Genomic DNA, 19,406 nt, shown 5'->3' with positions numbered 1-19,406 from the left:
CTCCATTAATCTTTATTTTATTACTTTAATCTTACTGAAGCTTCCATAGTACTTTGTTTTCTTAACCTTCTTAAATGCTCTTACCTTAACAAAATACTTCTTTCCTTTCTTAAGCTTCTTTGTCTTAAGATTTAACTTCTTTGTTGTGGCAAATTTCTTATACTTACCTTTTTTCTTATTTGAATAGTAATACTCATATTTTACGCCACCTTTAACTTTCTTAAGTTTAAATGTAATAGCACCTTTGTAGCGTTTTGATACTTTCTTTACCTTAACCTTACCAGGAACAATCTTAAATGTTTTATTTATGCTTCCTGTATATTTCTTTATACCTTTAATAACAACCGTAGCCTTACCTATTTTCTTATTATTCTTATATGTAAGCTTATAGTCCACACCTTTCTTTAATGTAGTCTTACCATCAACAATTGTCACTTTAGCTTTTACTTTCTTTCCTGTATATGCCTTTTTAGACTCAACTTTTATCTTTGTATTCTTAATGTTTTTCTGTACTTTCGGACCGACATTTTTAACTTTAATTTTCTTCTCAATCACATTACCACACAAATCACATGTAGTAACAGTAACAATATTCACTCTACTACCTTCAATATTGTAAGCATACCTTATATCATTTGTCTTCTTACTAAGTGCAATATCATTAAAATCATAAATAACTTCATCATTTACCTTAACGCAATATGAATCCATTGTTGACTTAACATATATTTCAAAAACAAATTTATTACTTTGACATTCATATACACCTTGGTTTAGTGTTTCACCTGCTGATATTACAAGATCTGCACCCTTACCATTATATATAATTCTTCCAAAGTACTTTTCACCAACTTTTGTTTTCTTTCCTGAAATAGTTTTAAATGCTTCAACATGAATTACGTTATATCCAGGCTTTAATGTAACTTCCTGACCAAATACTGAAATCTGATCATACTCTTCATAATTACTTCCTGTTATTGGAACGAATTTTGCATTTGCTCCATTTACGGTTACACTATCGGCACTTATTCCTTCAATGATACCTACAAACATATATTTATCACCCTTAGATGTTAAATCAGCAATTGCATCAAGGGCACCATTTTCAGTCATAATAGGATTACCCTTATACATATGAAGTTCGTTAGTATAATCTTCGTCGCTATTTGCTCCATATATATTAATATATAAAGTTCTCACGTTTGCATATTCATCAATAGCAATGAACTTTGCACTAAATGTATCATTTAATAAAAGTCCATGACTTCCGTATTCATATCCAGCTTTTATATCATCAGCACTAAGATGAACCTTATATTTATTTGTACCAACCTTTTCTGCTGTCTTGTAACTCTTCTCTGACACCATCTTATTAGGATTCTTAGGATTTTCAACCCATTTGTCATACGCAAACATTATCGGTTCAATACCATAATATTCAGCTTCTTCCTCATCTAACAACGCTGAATCATCCTTAACTTCAAAATAGATATCCATATCAGATGGAGCACCTGATAAAATTGCTGCTAGAGATGTTTCATCATCACCATTTGTAACTCCATGATAACTTTCATACTTCTTTACAGCACCTGAAGAAAATGTTGTCTTAACTGAGGGTGCTAATAAATCATCATCAGTTTCAGGATCAATTGAACCCATGTTATTATTTATAGGATTGTTAAAGATATAATTTCCCGCCATATCCTTAACTTTAATTGAATAATATAAAGGCTCCTGCATTTTTATCGATAACTTTTTAAAACCATTTGTATCATTTACAAAATCTGTATCTAAATTATATGTACTAACTTCATCTGATATGCTAGGTGAAGTAAACTTTAATTCAACATATGGTGAAATTGCAAAGTTATCACTTGCCTTAACGTAGATATTAAAACGGCCGTTTTTATATTCGTACTTTGTTTCAACATTTGGATTTACTGAATCCACTCTAATTGGCATCTTAATCTTCTGCTGCTTAGCATTCTTTGTAATCTGTGCAGTAATTTCAAAATAATAATTTCCATCACTAACAGATACATTCTTACCTGTCTTATAATCATACTTTGTGCCATCCCATCCAAGGCCAGCAACGGACATACTTGATACTTCACTTGGACCAGCGAATTTGGCATTTGTAAACATCGATTTAATCTGACGTGGAAGACTACCTAAATTTTTAACTAGTTTTCCATTGGAATCATATACAGAAACATTTGTCTTATATGAACCTCTTAATAATGTAAATACTGGATATGCCTTTCTATACATTGATGTTAAACTATTTGAAATAGCTGTTTTATTTTCATCAACATATGCTACTTCCGCACCTTCCTCAATCTTATATGTAAGACCAAGCACATCATCATTATTCGATGTACAATATCTAGAATCTAATCCTAAGCTGCCCATCACTGAATTCTTATCACTACTTGGTGCATCAAAAATTGGAACGCTCTCCCAATCGCCATAGAATCCTAATAGAGGCATATTAAGTGGAATATCTCCATTTAATTTAACAAAACCTTCTACGTACTGATTTGCTTTCATATCCTTAGGGATTACAACCTGTGCACTAACCTTAGCTTCACTTCCTGCTTTTACAGTAACACTATTTGCAGCAAATGCAATCTTACCACCATCTATCTGAATTAAACTATAACTATTCTTATAAGCTATTTCATCTTCAGCTTTATACTTTGTTCCACAAAGATCAGTATAGATTGGACAATCCTCTAATTTATATGTCTTATCCTTATCGCCATAATTCTTTAACTTAATTTCAATAGGAATTGAAGTTGTACCTTCTTTAATATTTCCAAGTTCAATTGTTGCATCATTCTTATATGTTGCTATAACCCTGTTATCAACTGCAGCCTTAGCATTAATCAAACCACTACCCTGCTGTCTAACTGAATATGGATCTTCACCATTTCCATATGTCTGATCCATAAGAGGCGCTGCTGTGTTAATTATGTCATATCTAACATAATCAGATAACTCATCACCACTAATCTTTAAATTATTACGTATTACTCCTTCCTTAACAAGTGCAGCCACACCTGATACAAATGGAGCAGCCATAGATGTACCGCTCATATTTATATAGTCATTCGTACCATTATCAATTGAATAAATATTCTTACCTGGTGCAGTTACTTCAGGTTTAATCTGAAGTTCCATTGTAGGTCCCCATGATGAAAACTCTGCCATCTTAGGAGTATCTGAATCAAGCTTATCATTATCGTTATAACAAGCTGCAACTGAAAGAGAATTAACTGCTGCTGCAGGAGTTGAAATTGTTGCAATATCCTTTAATCCATAAGGATTATCATATCTATCAGCATAAGCTGTAACTGATGTATATTCATTACCTGCTGCAACTGAAACAATACATCCCTGACTATCAGCCTCATTAACAACTTCAATCATTAAATGATCTGACTCTGTCCAACCACCTGGAGTTCCAAGACTCATATTAATCACATCTGCTCCAAGTTTAACTGAATCTTCAATAGCCATAACCACATCATCAGTCAAACTAAATTCGCCTTCTGAATTAAATACCTGCATTGAAATAACCTGAGCATTTGGACATACACCCTCGACTCCGTTTGAACTAGTTTTATTAGCACCAACAATACCGCTTACATGACATCCATGATTAGTAGTACCAATCTTCACATCATTAGTGCTATCAACATAATCATAGGCATATGGCACCTTATCATTTATATACTTACCACGTCCTAAAGACTTGATTTTTTCCTGCATTTGCTCCTTAGTATATTTAACCTTTTTTCCACTATCAAGTCTCATGTCTTTATGATTAAAGTTTACGCCTGTATCAATTACAGAAACAAGCATGCCTTCACCATCTAATGGAAGATTATAATCCTCCCAAACCTGTCTTACACGACCTTCATCCACTGCGTCGTTCATAAGAGCCTCGTATGTGTTAGCTTCATAAACTTTCTTTACATTTTCAATCTTTTTAATCTTATCTATTTGTGATCTTTTAGCATCAATACTAATCGCATTAATTAAATATGCAAACTTCTTTTCACACTTAGTTCCTGTGATTTTTTCAATCTGCTTAACATAGCTTTCCTGTTTCTTTAAAGATTTTTTCTCTGACTGTTTAGCTAATTTGTTATACTTTTTAAAATCCGAACTAACAGCTTCATCTTTAAATTCAACCATGATCCTTACTGTCTCATTCGGATTTACTTCCTTAACTACCTTTTCTTCACTCTTGTCTCTTTCCTTTTGAACACTCTGTGTTTCCTTAAACTTCTCTAATTTCCCCTTAAGGTCTTTCTGTGTGCTCGCCTCCGTAGTTTTCGCACAAACCAAAGAATTAGAAACTGGCGTATTAGATACAACCATACACAACGCCAATGCAATACTACTAAACTTCTTCATAATTCACGCTGCTAACAGCTTCCTTTCTTATTTATACACTACTCATTATACAAGAAAAAGGGCTGTATAAACAGCCCTATATTTTCTATTTTGCAACTTTTATTTTTTCAACATCACTCCATTTACCATATACTTTCTTGCCATCTTTAGCAACTGTATATGCTCTAACCTTTACGAAGTATGTCTTATTCTTTTTAAGTTTCTTAACTGTAAGTGAAAGTTTCTTTGCATCCTTAACATTCTTAACTTTCTTACCCTTAGTTAATTTCTTATTAAGTGCATATTTAACCTGGTAGCCTGTAGCACCTTTAACTTTCTTCCACTTAACTGTGAAAGCTTTCTTCTTGTTATTCTTAACTGACTTAACAACTGCCTTCTTAGGTTCTTTAACAACTACTGTAACATATACTGTCTTTTCCTTAGTTGCTTCATTAACCTTAGCCTTTGAAATAGTAAATTCAACAACCTTTTCTGGAATGATTGCTAACTGACCAAGACCCTTAACTACTACTTTACCAGTTCCAATACCAATATTGTTTTCATATGATACTTCATAATCCTTACCTTCAACAAGGCTACCCTTATTTCCATTAAAGATTAATTCAGGCTTAATTTCTTCACCTGTAAGTGTATATTCTTTTGATTTAACTGAAACTTTCAAATCAGCAAATGCTTTGATTTTTTCAACATTATAAGTTTTATAATCTACATTACAAATATATTTATCTGTTTCTTCATTGTATCCAACCCAAGCATCATATCCTAATAATAAATTATCTGTAATGCCCTTATCATCCTTAAATGTAAGATTTGGTGTATATACTTTCTTATCAGTTACAACCGCATCTCCATCTGCATCATATTCTGTATTATTAAATGAAACCTTATCGTTCTTTGAAATTACATATTCTTTTGAATAATCATATTTAAGAACGTCTTCATAATCATCAGTTAAATATTTTTCTTCACTAGCAACTGCTGATTCTAACTTAATAACATCACCAGGTTTTAAAGTTTCAACGCCACCAAAGAAACCACCGAATAATAAAGTAAAGATATCATCTTCACGTGTTGACTTAAGATTATGCTTTGCATTATGACGCTTAATAGCCTTCTTAATCATGTTCTTTCTGAATTTAGCCTTATCTTCTGCATCTACAACATTATCTGGTTCTTCAGCTTCTTCAAAGTAACTAAATACATACTTACCTGTTTTTGAATCCTTAGTAAATTCAAATGAACCATATGTATCATTTAAATAACCACTAATATATTTATAATGATTATCCCATTTACCATTTTCACCATCATAAACATCCTCAGAGCTTGTAGCATATAATGGCTTATCATCACCAAGTGTATAATAACCATAATCAGGTGTGAAATTTAATACATTAAGTTCATCCCACATTGTATCTACTATTGCAGTATTTGTTAAGTATGTTTTATTATTTACAGTCTGATAGTTATATGCGCTTAAATAATCTACACTAAACATATCTTCTTCAGGAATACTTACTGAGAAAGTACCTGTTGTTAAATCATAGTTATATGTTGTATCAAATTTCTTATTTGCAATATCTTCAAGAGCTAAACCACTACCATATAAATATGCTAATTTTGCATATGTTTCACCAATTGAATAATTTGGATATTCTTCAGCTGCAAACATAGCAACCTTACTACCAGCATACTGATCAGGAACGAATAATGACATACCTAATGAATCGTAAAATTTATTAACTTCCCAACCGTTATATGCATTAATTAAACTTGCATCAATTTTTTCTTTTAAAGTATCAACATTACCAAGTAAATTATCATATGCTTCAACAGCGATTGCATGATATGGATTTGATGAATCCTTTAATTCTGCTTTTCTTTCAGGAGCAACCTTTGAAACTGAATCTAATAATTTTGAAATTTCTACAATTTCATAGCCTTCTTCAACGCCACCTTCTTTTGTAGCTGTTTCAAAAATAGTCTTAAGGCCCTTTTCATCTGCATATGCTCTATATAATTCATCAGCAAATGCTGAAAATTCTACTGCAGATGTTGCAAGCTTTTCGAGATCTACTGCACAAAGCATAGCTGGTGATAAGTATTCTTCAGCTTCTTTTATGAAGTCTTCATCGTACTCTGTACCTTCTTCTTCATCAACTTTGCCATCACCTTCTAAGTCATTCTCTCTGCCTAATACTTTCTTAGCATATTCACTTTCTGTGTATTCTTCTTCATCATATGCTTCCTGCATAAGAATACCATCATATTTATAGTAGTCATTATATGCATCTACAATACTTGAAGCTAATTCTTTAGCTGTGTATTTTTCATCAGCATAATTTGCTCCTAAGTCTTCGATAAATGGTGTATAATACCATCCATCTCCAGGTTCTGATGTTAATGAACCAACACCAACTTCAGCATATGCTGATAAATTAATCCATGATTCATAACTTGACATAAGACATGCATCATATCCTAAAATGTCTAATTTTTCAAAACCTTCATCAGCTCTATCTGAAAGAACACTCTTAAGTTCACCTAATGTGATAGGATCTTCTGAATATTCATCATAACATACACCACCTACGATACCACCACCATGGTTCCATAAATCAAGTGCCATATGTTCAGCCGGATAATTATTATCAAGATCTTCTAAAAACGCTTTCAAGTAATATTTATTACCCATGTCAGCACCTTTAACTTCATCTTCTTTTACTTCTCCATCTGCTTCTCTTGACATATCTTCACCGTCATGGAGCTGATCGATATCCTCATCTCCATCTGAAGCTTCATCTTTAGAAGAATCCATGTCATATTTAGCAACTTCCTTTACAAATTCAAGTGCAGGAATTGTCTTTACTTCACCTTCATCTGTAACATACTCATGTTCAAAATTAATCTTATACTGTGAGATTTTATCTTCTTCGATTTCGAAAGGAATAACCTGAGCAATTTCCCTTCTACTTAGGCCTTTTTCCTCCTTAAGGTAATCAGTGTAGATTTCCTGGAAATGCCATCCCATACATCCACCTGTTTCAACAATAATATTATTGTTCTTTGAAAAACCTGCAGGAACATCTGCCTTTAGAATTTCCAAAAGGTCTGCTGATGCGCTACCATTCCATTCTTCAAGGTCCTGGCCGCATAAATACAAACCAAATGTCCAGCCACTTGCCTTAGCTGGTACGATAGGCTTTTGAGCCTCTTCGGCATAAGATGTCACTTGCATACTAGGTACATTAAAACCTGTTACAGCAAGTGCTGCCGCACTGGTAAGACTGATCAGTCTTTTTTTGAAATTATACATAATTCCCTCCTAAAAAATAATGTTGAGTATTTCGATTTTTTATCTACCGAAAACATTTACACATTATCCTTTACGAATAAATCCCCTATTCAATTTTCGTCCTCATAGTTTTTTCAAATTGAATCTAGTATTCAACCATAAATTTTTCATGTGTAAAAGATAACTATTAATTTCGTATCCATTTTTATCGAAATACCCCTAATTAATACGTTCCATTTTGTAACAGTTACCTTTCAACTAAAAATTATACTATAACGTCCGTTATCAATCAAGCATTTTATTCTTAATAAAATCTTAAAAAAAGGATGTGGTCTAAACCACATCCTTAAAACTTATTTCTTAATCTTTACAGTTTTTACTTCACTCCAGTCACCATATACTTTTTTACCATCTTTAGAAATTGTATATGCTCTAACCTTTACGAAATATGTCTTATTCTTCTTAAGTTTCTTAATTGTAAATGAAGTCTTCTTTGCATTCTTAATTGTCTTAACTTTCTTACCCTTAGTGAATTTCTTGTTATAAGCATACTTAACCTGATATCCAGCAACACCTTTAATCTTCTTCCACTTAACTGTGAAAGCTTTTTTCTTATCATTCTTAAGAGTCTTAACCTTAACCTGTTTTGGTGTATTTACTACAACTGTCTTATATACTACTTTTTCCTTACCTTCTGCTGTAACAACCTTAGCTTTTACAATATCAAATTCTACAACTCTTTCAGGTAACATTGCGTATGCACCAAGTCCCTTAATTGTTGCCTTAGCTCTACCAAGTCCAAGATTGTTTTCATATGTTACTTCATAATCAACACCCTTTACGAATTTATCAGCTTTGTCATCAAATAAGATTGCTGGTTCAATTTTTTCACCAGTAAGTTCAAATTTATCATTTGAAATACTTACCTTTGCATTTGCGTATTCATTGTATTTGCTGTAATTAAATGTAACAATATCCATATCAATATCTTCTACATTTTTTTCACCAAGCAAAACAAAGGCATAATCATGAATTGCTGCAAAATAATATGTTACATTATTTGCATTATTATCCTTAACTTCATTTAATGGTAAAACGCATGCATTCTCTCCATCAATTTCTATAAAATTAGACTTCTGCATTACATACTTTTCCATTTTAATTTCCGGTTCACCTTCTACAAAGTTTCTATCTAACTTATTATAAGTTTCAGCAGCAAATCCTACAGTATCACCTGCTTTAACATTAATAATTTCTTCATTTTCAGCGTCCATGAAATAATTAATTATATACTTTTTACTTGTATCATCATATGCGAAACTAAAGATACCTATCTTACCATTAAGTTCACCATCACAAATATATGTTACGAAAGAATTTGCTCCAACATCCATTAAACCGCCCAAACGTACAACAGCAATAGGTACTCCATTCATTTCAAAATGAAAATCGTGTAATTTATATTTAACTGTATAATCTCTTACATTGATTCCAATGTCAGCTGGTAACTGCATCACATCATAATACTTTCCATCTTTTTCAATGAATTTTTCTCCTTTAATATCACTATATAACGCTTCTTTTTCAGGCAAACCTATTGTAAATATATTTTCCTTAGTATCTAAATTCATCTGCGCCTTTACACGATCATTTATAATAGACCCATTCTCATAAGCAGTATAATATGTGTATAAAGTATAGTTTCCATTAAGTGAATATTCTGGATATTCATCTAAAGTAAATAATGCCACTTTTGAACTAGTCTTCATATAATCAGGATAAAATATAGACATAGCACCAAGATCTTCAGCTCTATTACCTTCACGTCCATTATATGAATTAATAACACTCTTTTTAATATCTTCCTTAAGCTTTTCTGCCTGCTGTTTTTCTAATTTATATAGTTCAACTGTATGAGGATCAAATCCCTCATTGCTTCCTTCAAATTTTTTAATTCTATTATTTGCATTCTCAATAATTATGTCTAAAAATTTATCAAATCCTGAAATATTACAATTATAAAAAACTACTGCTTTTTCCATCTCTTTTCGAATAAAGTCTGTACCTTCTCTTTCACCATAAAGTTTAATAAGATTATCTGATAACTCATTAAATGTTGGAATTGTCTTATTTAACTTTTCAAGATCAACTGCTGCAAGAACAGCATCATCATAGAAGTTACTTCCGTAATACGTTACACTCCCTTCATTCATCATCTCATCGACAATTCCATTTGTCTTATAAAAATCCTTATATGCCTCAACGATACTACTTGATAATTCTCTGCCATCGAATTTTTCGTTATTATAATTTTTTCCTAAATCTTCAATAAATGATGTATAATACCATCCTTCACCAGGTTCTGCAGTAAGTGAACCAACTGCATTCTTAGCATATGCTGATAAGTGATTAAATGTCTCATAATTTGACATAAGACATGCATCATATCCAATAATATCAAACTTACCTAATTCATCAGACTTTGTATTATCAAGAGCTGATAAAATTTCTTTAAGTGTTAAGCAATCATCTCCTGCATTTTCATCATAGCATACACCACCTGTAATTCCGCCACCATGATTATAAAATTCAAGCATTCTATGTTCTGATGGGAAATTCTTATTTAAGTCATTAATAAAACTCTCCAAATATTTTTGATTTCCCATACTTGTAAAACCTGGATCATTTACATCTTCTTCTGTTAATTCTTCATAATCAGAATAATCTGCAACATCCTTTATAAACTCTAATGCAGGAATTGTTTTTATCTTTCCCTCATCATCCCTATACTTATGTTGGAAGTTAATTTTATATTCCTGTATTTTTCCTTCATCAATCTCTTTTGGAATAATCTGATTTATTTCCTCTTCACTAAAACCTCCCCTTAATAATTTCGTTGTATACTCCTCTTTAAAATGCCACTTTCTTGCTCCGCCTGTTTGAATTACAATATTTACATTATCTGAAAAATTCTCAGGCACTTTTGCATCAAGCATTTCGAAAAAGTCCAACGTTGAAACATAACTTTCTGATTCTAAATCAGCACCACACATGTAAATACCGATTGTCCAATCATCCTGATTCCCTTTCTCAATTTTAATTGGTTCTTTCTCTGCATAAACTGGTGTGTTTACTGGAACCAAAATTGTTATAGTCGCTAGTGTTGCCATACTCATTAAGCTAATAGCTTTCTTTTTTAGATTAATCATATAATCCCTCCTTTTTCTTCTCTTAATTTTTTCATGCTATTGTGCAACATGGTTATAATAACATTATTAAACCTTACATATCCATTGATTTATAATTGATTATCCTTACAAAAATGTAAGAATAATCAAACTATTTTTCCACATAATAAAACAACCCGGTAACATACCACCTACTATATATTAGTAAAATACTAATACATAGCAAATGATATGATACCAGGTTGTTTTGTTTGTATTTAAGATGAGGGTTTTAACTTAATTAATACTTTCTATAACTACCACTTAATAACATATAAGCAAATATGTATAAGCAGTTATCATAGTATCTTCTGTCACCATCTCTAAGTGGTGTTTCTATAAATCTCTTAAGCCATGGCTTACCTTCTTCTGTAAGCACAGCTGTCGTTGCATTTGTTGCAAGAAGTCCTACTGGATGTAATACCTTTTCTGAAAGTGGTGTACCATCAAGTTCAAAGATATTATCCCAAGTACCTTCTTCATATGCCTTGTTAAAGAAAGTTGCATGATTATTTGCTATCTTGACTGAATCCTCTCTCTTGCCACACCATATACTATCAAGTGCAATATTTAGAATTGTTCTGTATGCATCCGAATAGAACCAATCATGTCTTCCACCAAAAATCTCATAATCCTTATTATGTGGTGTTCCATCATACTCTGCATACTCTGCCGACATACCAGTTACTGGATGACAACACTTATTCCAATACTCTCTACTACAAATAGCAGCCTCACGGAAGAATTCCTTATCCTCGTCGTACGCATACTCTGCGTATATCTCATAAAAATGAGGGAGGTGATATGACGGATCTGTAAAGTTCACAGCGTCTACGAACTTTATGTAGTGGGTGTTGCTATCAAACATTGGGAATCCAGGCTTACCATCGCTTCCTTTTCTTATAACGTCGTGCATAAGATCTTTAGCTTCTTGATGGTAATTAAATATGCCTTCACCGTTGCCCCATCTGTTTCCAGCGAAAATCAGATCCAGGATAAAGAATTCTTCTCCGTCAGGAGCTGCACCATATGCATTCTTTTCTCCATTAAGTTTACATGACCATGCAAAATAACCTTTCCCTGGGCCATCTTCCATATACATATATGTTCTTGCCCATTTCCATAGTCTATCAAACTCTTCTTTTTTGTCTAACTGAACGCACATCATCATACCGTATGACATACCTTCTGTTCTAACATCTATGTTACCTGTATCAATCATAATACCCATATCAGGGTCTACAGGTTTATATATTCTCTCTTCTTCACTTCCGTAAAAAAGAGTATTAAAAATCTCGTTAAGTCTTTTATTTGCATCTTCATCAGATACACCGAATTCGTTAAGATAATTCTTGTATTCGATCATTAACATATCCATCCTTTCATTAGATTGCATATGCTCTATGCTTTTAGTACCAAGCCTTTCTTTCTCCATATTCCGGTTCGCCATCTAATCATGACACATACACCTCTTATGAACTCATCAAGAGCCATTGCAATATAAGCTCCTATTACAAGCAAGTCTAACTTTATTCCTAATAAGTAGGAACCACCTGCTGCCACTAAAAACATAACTATTATTGCACAATATAACGGGAAGAATACATCCCCACTAGTCTTAAGAGCACCACCATAAACAAGGTTTGTAACTCTTCCAACTTCAAGTATAATATCTATAAATAACAATTTTTGAACTAAATCGATTATTTCCTTATTATCAGATAACAGCGGCATATATAATCCAGCTGTTATAGCAAATACTGCATCAAGTATTGCAGCTATAATAATACCAATTCTTGCTGCCTTTCTTGTTTGAAAATCACATTTATCATATTCTCCAGATCCTACAAACCATCCAGTCATAATTGAATTAGCCTGAGCTAAACCGCATCCCACACAATATGAGAAATTTGCAACCTGGGTAGTATAAGCTCTAGCGGTAACATTAATACCATCTGGATCCATTGAATTTAAGAACTTAATAACCATTGTAATTGCAACATTATAACATGCAGTTTCTAACGCTGCTGGAAGTCCAACTTTTATAATCATAAGTAATATCTTAAGATTACCAGTTCTTTCCTTATATTCTTTATGTTTAATCTTAATGGATGCAACCATAACAACAACCGCATTAACTATTCTTGAAATAAGTGTAGCAATTGCAACACCTGCAACGCCCATATGAAATACATATAAGAATACAGCATTCAATACAAGATTAATAACATTCGCCGAAAATGTTGCCCATAAAGGCTCTTTAGTATATCCAAATGCTCTTAAATAACTACCAAAAATTGGTATAATGGCCATAACAAAACAACCACCACCAACAATTTGCATATACGTAGTTGCATATCCTTTTAAATTACTTGCTATTCCAACTATCTCTAATACATTCTTAGAAAAAAATAACAAAAAAATAGAAAGGGCAACACCTATACACAAGTTAAAGACAAGCCCTATCTGTCTTGCCTGATAAGCAATTCCTTTTTTACCGGCACCTATAAACTGAGTCATTACGGCAATAACACCACTACTTATTATTGAAAATGAAATTACAAAAACAGATAAGTAGGTGTTAGCCGTGCCAACTGCTCCGACTGCTTGATCGCTTACAGAGGAGATCATTAGCGTATCAATTATGCCTGCTAACATAAAACAGAGCAGTTCAATGGTTATCGGAATAAACAATTGCTTAAGTGTCTTCCTTTGCGCCATCTCTTAATCCTCTTTTTTACAAATACAATTTCCTAGTTTTCTTTTTTCTTTTTTTGTTTTATAAATATTTTGGTTTTATAAATGGTTTTTATTCTCTCTTTTTTTCCCATTGATAAATGAGACGTAATTAGGTTTAAACTTAATTTCATTTTTTCTCAATTTTAACATCAGAATACCCCTTTTTCTTGCATTATTTTCACTTAAAATTGCACTTTTTCTACTTTTATGGTATAATCTATGTTAACTTTCATTAACCGTTTTTAACACAGTTTCCAGATTTTATTTATATCAAAATATACGGAGGTTCCTAGATGCGAATAGATTTAAGAGAAAACGTTCCACACGGAACTAAAGAATATGGTTATGTTCAATATCATATAAAAAATAACCCAAGAATGTATCAAATACCAGTACACTGGCACGAGCATTTTGAGATTATATATATTGTTAGAAGTGGCGTAAAAGTTAACATTGAGGATAAAACATTTGTTGGTAATGAAGGTGATATTTTCTTAGTTAATCCAGGGGAACTTCACTATATAGGAACAGAGAATTATGAAGCTGAATTCTATACTATCCTTTTCCCACTTGAATTTATTTCATTTAGAACGGATGATACTTTAGAAGAAAACCTAACAAAACCTTTAAGAGTTGGAGCTCTAAAATATGAGCATCAGGTTAAAAACAAAAGTTTAATACGGGAATTTAGAATGATCATAAATAGTCTAATTTTACTAGACCACAATAAAGCAAAAAATCATTTCCAATCAAGAATATATCTGCTTCAGATTTTTCAACTTTTATATACATATAAGCATCCATTATATAAAATTTCGAAACAAAATGAGACGCTTCTACAAAAAGATCTTATTGAATATATGCGAAGTAAGTATGCTGAAAATATTTCACTGACCACAATGGCTGAGGAATTCCATATGTCAGAAAAATACTTATCAAGATACTTTAAAGCACATTTTAATATTGGATATAGTGAGTTTCTTCTTCACTTGCGCCTAAACAAGGCACGTGAACTTTTAGAAACAACTGAGCTTCCTATCACCGATGTTGCACTTTCTTCCGGATTTGGTAACATCAGTTATTTTATAAGAAGTTTTCGCAAACTTTTTGGCATGCCGCCATTACAATACAGAAAATCTCTATAATAAAAAACAGTAGTATCGTAATTACTACTGTTTTTTATCATCTACTGTATTCTTCTATCTGCACCTGCTAATAATTTCAATTTCTTATATGTATGAAATGTAAACCATATTTCAAAAATCAAAAATGGAATTACTATAACAACCTGTCCTGTCATCAAGCAAAAATCATATGTACCATGAATAAACACAGCTGCTGCATATGCTCTAAATAAATTCTTATCCCTACCTGCAGTATTAATATAACTTTCACTTAATTTTGCTATTCCATAATATGTACCCATATATACACCAAACATAGCATGGCCCGGAACTGATAATAAAGCTCTCATAATTGCAACACCAAAACTTCTTGTTGATAAAACATACATTATATTTTCAATCACAGCAAATCCTAACGAAACTGTCACCGCATATACAACACCATCAAAAGTATAATTAAATTCTGGCGATTTCCAAGTTGCCATTTTTAAAAAAAAGTACTTACCTCCTTCTTCGGCTAAACCAATTGCAAAATAGCACAGTGCAATAAGATAAACAATATTATTAAACGCAAATGTACTCTGATAAACATTCTTTAAAATAAGCTCAACTATTGCCGCTGGTATTACCGATATTGCTCCAAGACAAAATAATTTCCACATAAGTCCCATAGGTTCTTTTTCATTCCTATCAAGACCATACACCAGCGAAAATAATACTATTCCTGGTATAACTGCAAGTATTGTTAAAACCATGATATAACCTCAAACTTTCCCTTATATTATTTATACGAAATCCCACGATTTCTCATATCAACAATTATAACCTTTTTCTTTATATTTTTCATCTATTTATTACATATTATTCCTTGAAGTTAATTAGTATTTGCTCTATAATATCATGGTATGAATTTGGATAAATAAATAGTTTATCCATTATTTTTGGAGAAAATATGAGTAATAAAAACTTTATTCGTGGAATCAAGAGCGGGATACCAATTTGCCTTGGTTACTTATCGGTTTCTTTTACCTTTGGAATCATGGCCGTTTCTCTTGGTTTTACTATATGGCAGTCGGTTTTAGTATCTATGCTTTGCGTTACTAGCGCCGGTCAGTATGCTGGTATTCAGATTATGACAAACCCTGGCCATTACATTGAAATGTTAATATCACAATTTACCATAAATGTACGTTATTCATTTATGTCGATATCTCTTTCACAGAAAGTAAGTAAAAAATTTTCTGGAATATGGAGATGGATATTCGGTGCATTTGTTACGGATGAGATTTTCGGAGTGGCAATAAGTGAAGAAGAAATTACTAGATCTTTCTTTGCTGGTTTATGTATTATGCCTTACATAGGATGGACATCTGGCACACTTCTAGGTTCGATTCTAGGTAGCATTTTACCTAACAGACTTATGAGCGCTCTAAGCATTGCCATATACGGCATGTTTGTCGCCATTGTTGTTCCAGAATTAAAAAAAGGATATTCCTATGTTTTTGTAGTTATTATCGCCGCGATATTTAGTACTTTATTTAAATTTCTGCCATTACTTAACAAGGTACCTGGCGGGATTGCTATTAGTATATGTGCAATCATTGCATCACTTCTTGGTGCTATATTCTTTCCAATTAGCGATGATGAAAATGCATCTACTAATTAATCATTCCATTCATTCTTATTTGTAAGGAGATTATCATTTTGAATAACAAATCGTATTTTTGCTATTTATTTTTAATGGCTTTATCAACATATCTTATTAGAGCATTGCCATTTGCTCTTGTTAAGAACAAAATAGAGAATAAATTTATAAGATCTTTTTTAGCATACATACCTTATGCGGTTCTAACAGCCATGACTATTCCAGCCATATTTTATGCACCTAACAGTGTCATTGCTGCTAGTGTCGGTCTTTTCGTCGCCGTTATGTTATCACTTAGAAACGCTTCGCTTATGACGGTTGCATTTCTTGCTAGTTTAACCGTTTTTGTATGCGAATTAATTATACCATTTTAAAAGAATTCATGATCATTACATGGATTCTTTTTATTTGACATTGTTGTTTTAGTATAATATAATTTCTTTATGATATCGAATACGATAATATGTGGTATTAATTACTACATAGAATCTAAAGGGTATATAAAGGAAAGTACGAGGAATTGATTTATGAAGTGGAATATTGTATCCGACAGTAGTTGTGATATTTTTAAACTTGATAATTTAGGTGAAGACGTTGAATTTTCAACGGTACCATTTGTTATGACTATTGATGGGGTTGATTATGTCGATGATGAAAACATTAATCTCGATGAAATGATCGATGCAATGTATGCAAGCAAGAACGCAAGCCTTACTGCTTGTCCATCACCTGAAACATGGTATAATGAGTTTTCAAAAGAAGGATATTCTTGTGCGGTTACTATTACTTCTTCTCTTTCAGGAAGTTATAATAGTGCAGTTGCTGCAAAGGATATGATTTTAGAAGATAATCCTGATAAAAAGGTTTTAATCGTTGATTCATTATCAACTGGCCCATCACCAATTTTAATTTTAAAGAAATTAAATGAACTTATTTCTGAGGGCCTTGATTTTGACGAAGTATCTAATAAAATAAAGGAATATCAAAAATCAGTTCATACATTATTTGCATTATCATCTTTTGATAATCTAGTTAAAAACGGACGTATGAATAAGATGGCTGGATTCGTTGCTCATAAGCTTGGACTTATCGGTGTTGGTGAAGCAACTGAAAAAGGAACTATCGGTGTTAAACATATATGCCGTGGTAAGAAAAAAGCATTAAACTCAATTATTAATGAGATTAAAAATATTGGTTTTTCCGGCAAAGAAGTTGTTATTACTCATTGCCAAAACTCAGAACTTGCTGAAACTCTTAAGGGAATCATCGAAGAAACCTGGGCAAACATTTCTGTAAGTATCCACCCAACCCGTGGTCTTTGTTCATTCTACGCAGAACGCTTCGGTCTAATCATAGCATTTTAAATGCCGATTAGTATGTAGCGACTAAAGCCCCATGGGCTAAGCAGAATATATTGTTCATCCCGGGCACTGCTCTCGCACAGTGCGGGCTACCCCTAGCAGTACTAAGTTCGTAAGCAGCAGTATTGTATATATTACATATAATAAATATATATTATATATCATATAATTCATTCGTATAATACAAGTATTACATAATAATAAAAAAGATAGGATAACTTGAATACAAGCATTCAGTTATCCTATCTTCTTTATTATTACATAACGCTTTCGCGTTATGCAAATGAATTATATTAATATATCTTATTATACAGTATAATCTTAGTATCAAACTGCTACTTACTCACTAAGTGCTGAGACCCGCAATGGTCCGTGCTAAAAAATATTATTCTGCTTAGCCCTTGGGCTTTAGGCTCATAATACAATCGGCATTTAATATACTGTAACATCGTATTTATTTGTTCTTCTGTAATTAAAAAATATTACAGGTATTAAGACACATATGTCACATATGATGGCGGCTTTTATGCCATTTGCTGAGATGAAGTAAAAGTGGAATCCTTGTTCATACATATTTTCGTTCAATACAGCAAATACAATCGCACAGAATACACATCCCAAAATTACTCCAGCAGCATTCATAATTAACGTTTCAGAGCATACCTTTTTAAATATACTCTTTTTATTATATCCTAGTGCTTTATAGATTGAAAATTCAAACTTTCTCTTTTCATAAGTTGCAGCAACTGTTGCATTAATTGTAACTGCTAACACAACTGAAACTACACCAATTATAAGACCAAGAACCGAATACATAAATCCAATATCTCGATCCAAATCTTTCATAAAAATCTCATTAGTACTAGCTCTAACATTCTTAAATTCCGAATTTATACTATCAGCAATCTTATTTAAATCATCTGCTACACCTTTACCAGTTCCACCTAAAAATAAAAGATTATCACTATTATTATATGTGGAATCAATAGCTGCTACCCATATTCCCTTCATGTTTACGATTTTAACTTTTAAATCTCTGTTATATAATCTTACAAAACTTGAATTAACCTTGTGTGATCCTACTCTTTGACATTTACCTGCATCTTTATCATAATGAACTATGTCACCATCCCTTAGTCCAATATTATTTGCAAGTAGTTCAGACATCAGAATTTCGCCATCACTAAGTTTAACATCATCAGGATAATCAGTTGTATATTTCTTATACTTTTCAAAATCTTCAACGCTATAGAATATAAAACTTTCGCTATTATTATTAAATCCCATAATTGACATATACTGACAATTTAAATATCCAACCTCCATGTATTCTTTAACATTTTTGGTTAAATAAGAATCTATTTTATTTCGAAATTTTCCAGTCTCTTCATCCCCACCATTATTTGATGTATTAACATATACCCAAGCATATTCAGCTGGTTTATCATACCTAATAAAAAAGCTTTCAGATATGTTATCAAGATACATTCCTCCCATAAAACATACCATCACAAAGCTCATCATAATAGATATGACTATACTTCTTTTAAAATTATTTTTTATATAGTACAATGCAGAAAATGGCTTCAT

At 32.1% G+C, this 19,406-nt stretch carries 11 protein-coding genes; 4 read left to right on the top strand and 7 right to left on the bottom strand.

Annotation, left to right across the window (positions count from 1 at the left end; genetic code table 11):
• Positions 1-12 precede the first annotated feature (12 nt).
• From B5D16_RS11445 to B5D16_RS11425, 5 genes are all read right to left on the bottom strand, one after another.
• The gene (locus tag B5D16_RS11445) at positions 13-4,425 is read right to left on the bottom strand and encodes a S8 family serine peptidase (RefSeq protein WP_078767123.1); all 4,413 of its coding nucleotides are present in this window, start codon (positions 4,423-4,425) and stop codon (positions 13-15) included.
• Between the two features lie 85 nt (positions 4,426-4,510).
• Positions 4,511-7,741: a clostripain-related cysteine peptidase gene (locus tag B5D16_RS11440; RefSeq protein WP_078767122.1), complete on the bottom strand. Its 3,231-nt coding sequence runs from the start codon at positions 7,739-7,741 to the stop codon at positions 4,511-4,513.
• Positions 7,742-8,073: 332 nt separating this feature from the next.
• Positions 8,074-10,929 carry a clostripain-related cysteine peptidase gene (locus B5D16_RS11435; protein WP_078767121.1) on the bottom strand — a complete coding sequence of 952 codons (2,856 nt, stop codon included), beginning with the start codon at positions 10,927-10,929 and terminating at the stop codon, positions 8,074-8,076.
• 259 nt (positions 10,930-11,188) lie between these two features.
• Entirely contained in the window at positions 11,189-12,382 is a 1,194-nt protein-coding gene (locus B5D16_RS11430; protein WP_341465217.1) for a family 8 glycosyl hydrolase, read from the bottom strand.
• On the bottom strand, positions 12,349-13,668 hold the full coding sequence (locus B5D16_RS11425) for an MATE family efflux transporter (RefSeq protein WP_078767120.1): 1,320 nt from the start codon (positions 13,666-13,668) through the stop codon (positions 12,349-12,351). Before B5D16_RS11425 ends, B5D16_RS11430 begins: the two co-directional genes overlap by 34 nt.
• A gap of 311 nt (positions 13,669-13,979) precedes the next feature.
• On the opposite strand from B5D16_RS11425, the gene B5D16_RS11420 reads away from it, so the two are divergent.
• The gene (locus tag B5D16_RS11420) at positions 13,980-14,831 is read left to right on the top strand and encodes a helix-turn-helix transcriptional regulator (RefSeq protein ID WP_078767119.1); all 852 of its coding nucleotides are present in this window, start codon (positions 13,980-13,982) and stop codon (positions 14,829-14,831) included.
• A gap of 41 nt (positions 14,832-14,872) precedes the next feature.
• Here the strand turns inward: B5D16_RS11420 and B5D16_RS11415 are convergent, their stop codons facing one another.
• On the bottom strand, positions 14,873-15,565 hold the full coding sequence (locus B5D16_RS11415) for a PrsW family intramembrane metalloprotease (RefSeq protein WP_078767118.1): 693 nt from the start codon (positions 15,563-15,565) through the stop codon (positions 14,873-14,875).
• Between the two features lie 197 nt (positions 15,566-15,762).
• On the opposite strand from B5D16_RS11415, the gene B5D16_RS11410 reads away from it, so the two are divergent.
• The 3 genes from B5D16_RS11410 to B5D16_RS11400 all read left to right on the top strand — a co-directional run bounded on the left by B5D16_RS11410 (position 15,763) and on the right by B5D16_RS11400 (position 17,819).
• On the top strand, positions 15,763-16,476 hold the full coding sequence (locus B5D16_RS11410; RefSeq protein WP_078767117.1) for an AzlC family ABC transporter permease: 714 nt from the start codon (positions 15,763-15,765) through the stop codon (positions 16,474-16,476).
• A 38-nt stretch (positions 16,477-16,514) separates the two neighbouring features.
• A complete protein-coding gene (locus tag B5D16_RS11405) occupies positions 16,515-16,829 on the top strand; it encodes an AzlD domain-containing protein (protein ID WP_078767116.1) in 315 nt (104 codons plus the stop codon).
• A 153-nt stretch (positions 16,830-16,982) separates the two neighbouring features.
• Positions 16,983-17,819, top strand: coding sequence for a DegV family protein (locus B5D16_RS11400; protein ID WP_078767115.1), 837 nt, complete (start codon positions 16,983-16,985; stop codon positions 17,817-17,819).
• 429 nt (positions 17,820-18,248) lie between these two features.
• Here B5D16_RS11400 and B5D16_RS11395 read toward each other — a convergent pair whose 3' ends face one another.
• Positions 18,249-19,406: an ABC transporter permease gene (locus tag B5D16_RS11395; protein WP_159444378.1), complete on the bottom strand. Its 1,158-nt coding sequence runs from the start codon at positions 19,404-19,406 to the stop codon at positions 18,249-18,251.

The sequence above is a fragment of the Eubacterium uniforme genome, from assembly GCF_900167115.1.
In the GTDB taxonomy this organism is placed as follows: Bacteria; Bacillota; Clostridia; order Lachnospirales; family Lachnospiraceae; genus Eubacterium_S; species Eubacterium_S uniforme.
This window is presented reverse-complemented; position numbering and strand designations above follow the sequence as displayed.

Coding starts and splice junctions, on each gene's coding strand:
- B5D16_RS11435 (WP_078767121.1), bottom strand. CDS start 10,929: ATGATTAATCTAAAAAAGAAAGCTATTAGCTTAATGAGTATGGCAACA.
- B5D16_RS11425 (WP_078767120.1), bottom strand. CDS start 13,668: ATGGCGCAAAGGAAGACACTTAAGCAATTGTTTATTCCGATAACCATT.
- B5D16_RS11430 (WP_341465217.1), bottom strand. CDS start 12,382: ATGGAGAAAGAAAGGCTTGGTACTAAAAGCATAGAGCATATGCAATCT.
- B5D16_RS11395 (WP_159444378.1), bottom strand. CDS start 19,406: ATGAAGCCATTTTCTGCATTGTACTATATAAAAAATAATTTTAAAAGA.
- B5D16_RS11445 (WP_078767123.1), bottom strand. CDS start 4,425: ATGAAGAAGTTTAGTAGTATTGCATTGGCGTTGTGTATGGTTGTATCT.
- B5D16_RS11420 (WP_078767119.1), top strand. CDS start 13,980: ATGCGAATAGATTTAAGAGAAAACGTTCCACACGGAACTAAAGAATAT.
- B5D16_RS11415 (WP_078767118.1), bottom strand. CDS start 15,565: ATGGTTTTAACAATACTTGCAGTTATACCAGGAATAGTATTATTTTCG.
- B5D16_RS11440 (WP_078767122.1), bottom strand. CDS start 7,741: ATGTATAATTTCAAAAAAAGACTGATCAGTCTTACCAGTGCGGCAGCA.
- B5D16_RS11410 (WP_078767117.1), top strand. CDS start 15,763: ATGAGTAATAAAAACTTTATTCGTGGAATCAAGAGCGGGATACCAATT.
- B5D16_RS11400 (WP_078767115.1), top strand. CDS start 16,983: ATGAAGTGGAATATTGTATCCGACAGTAGTTGTGATATTTTTAAACTT.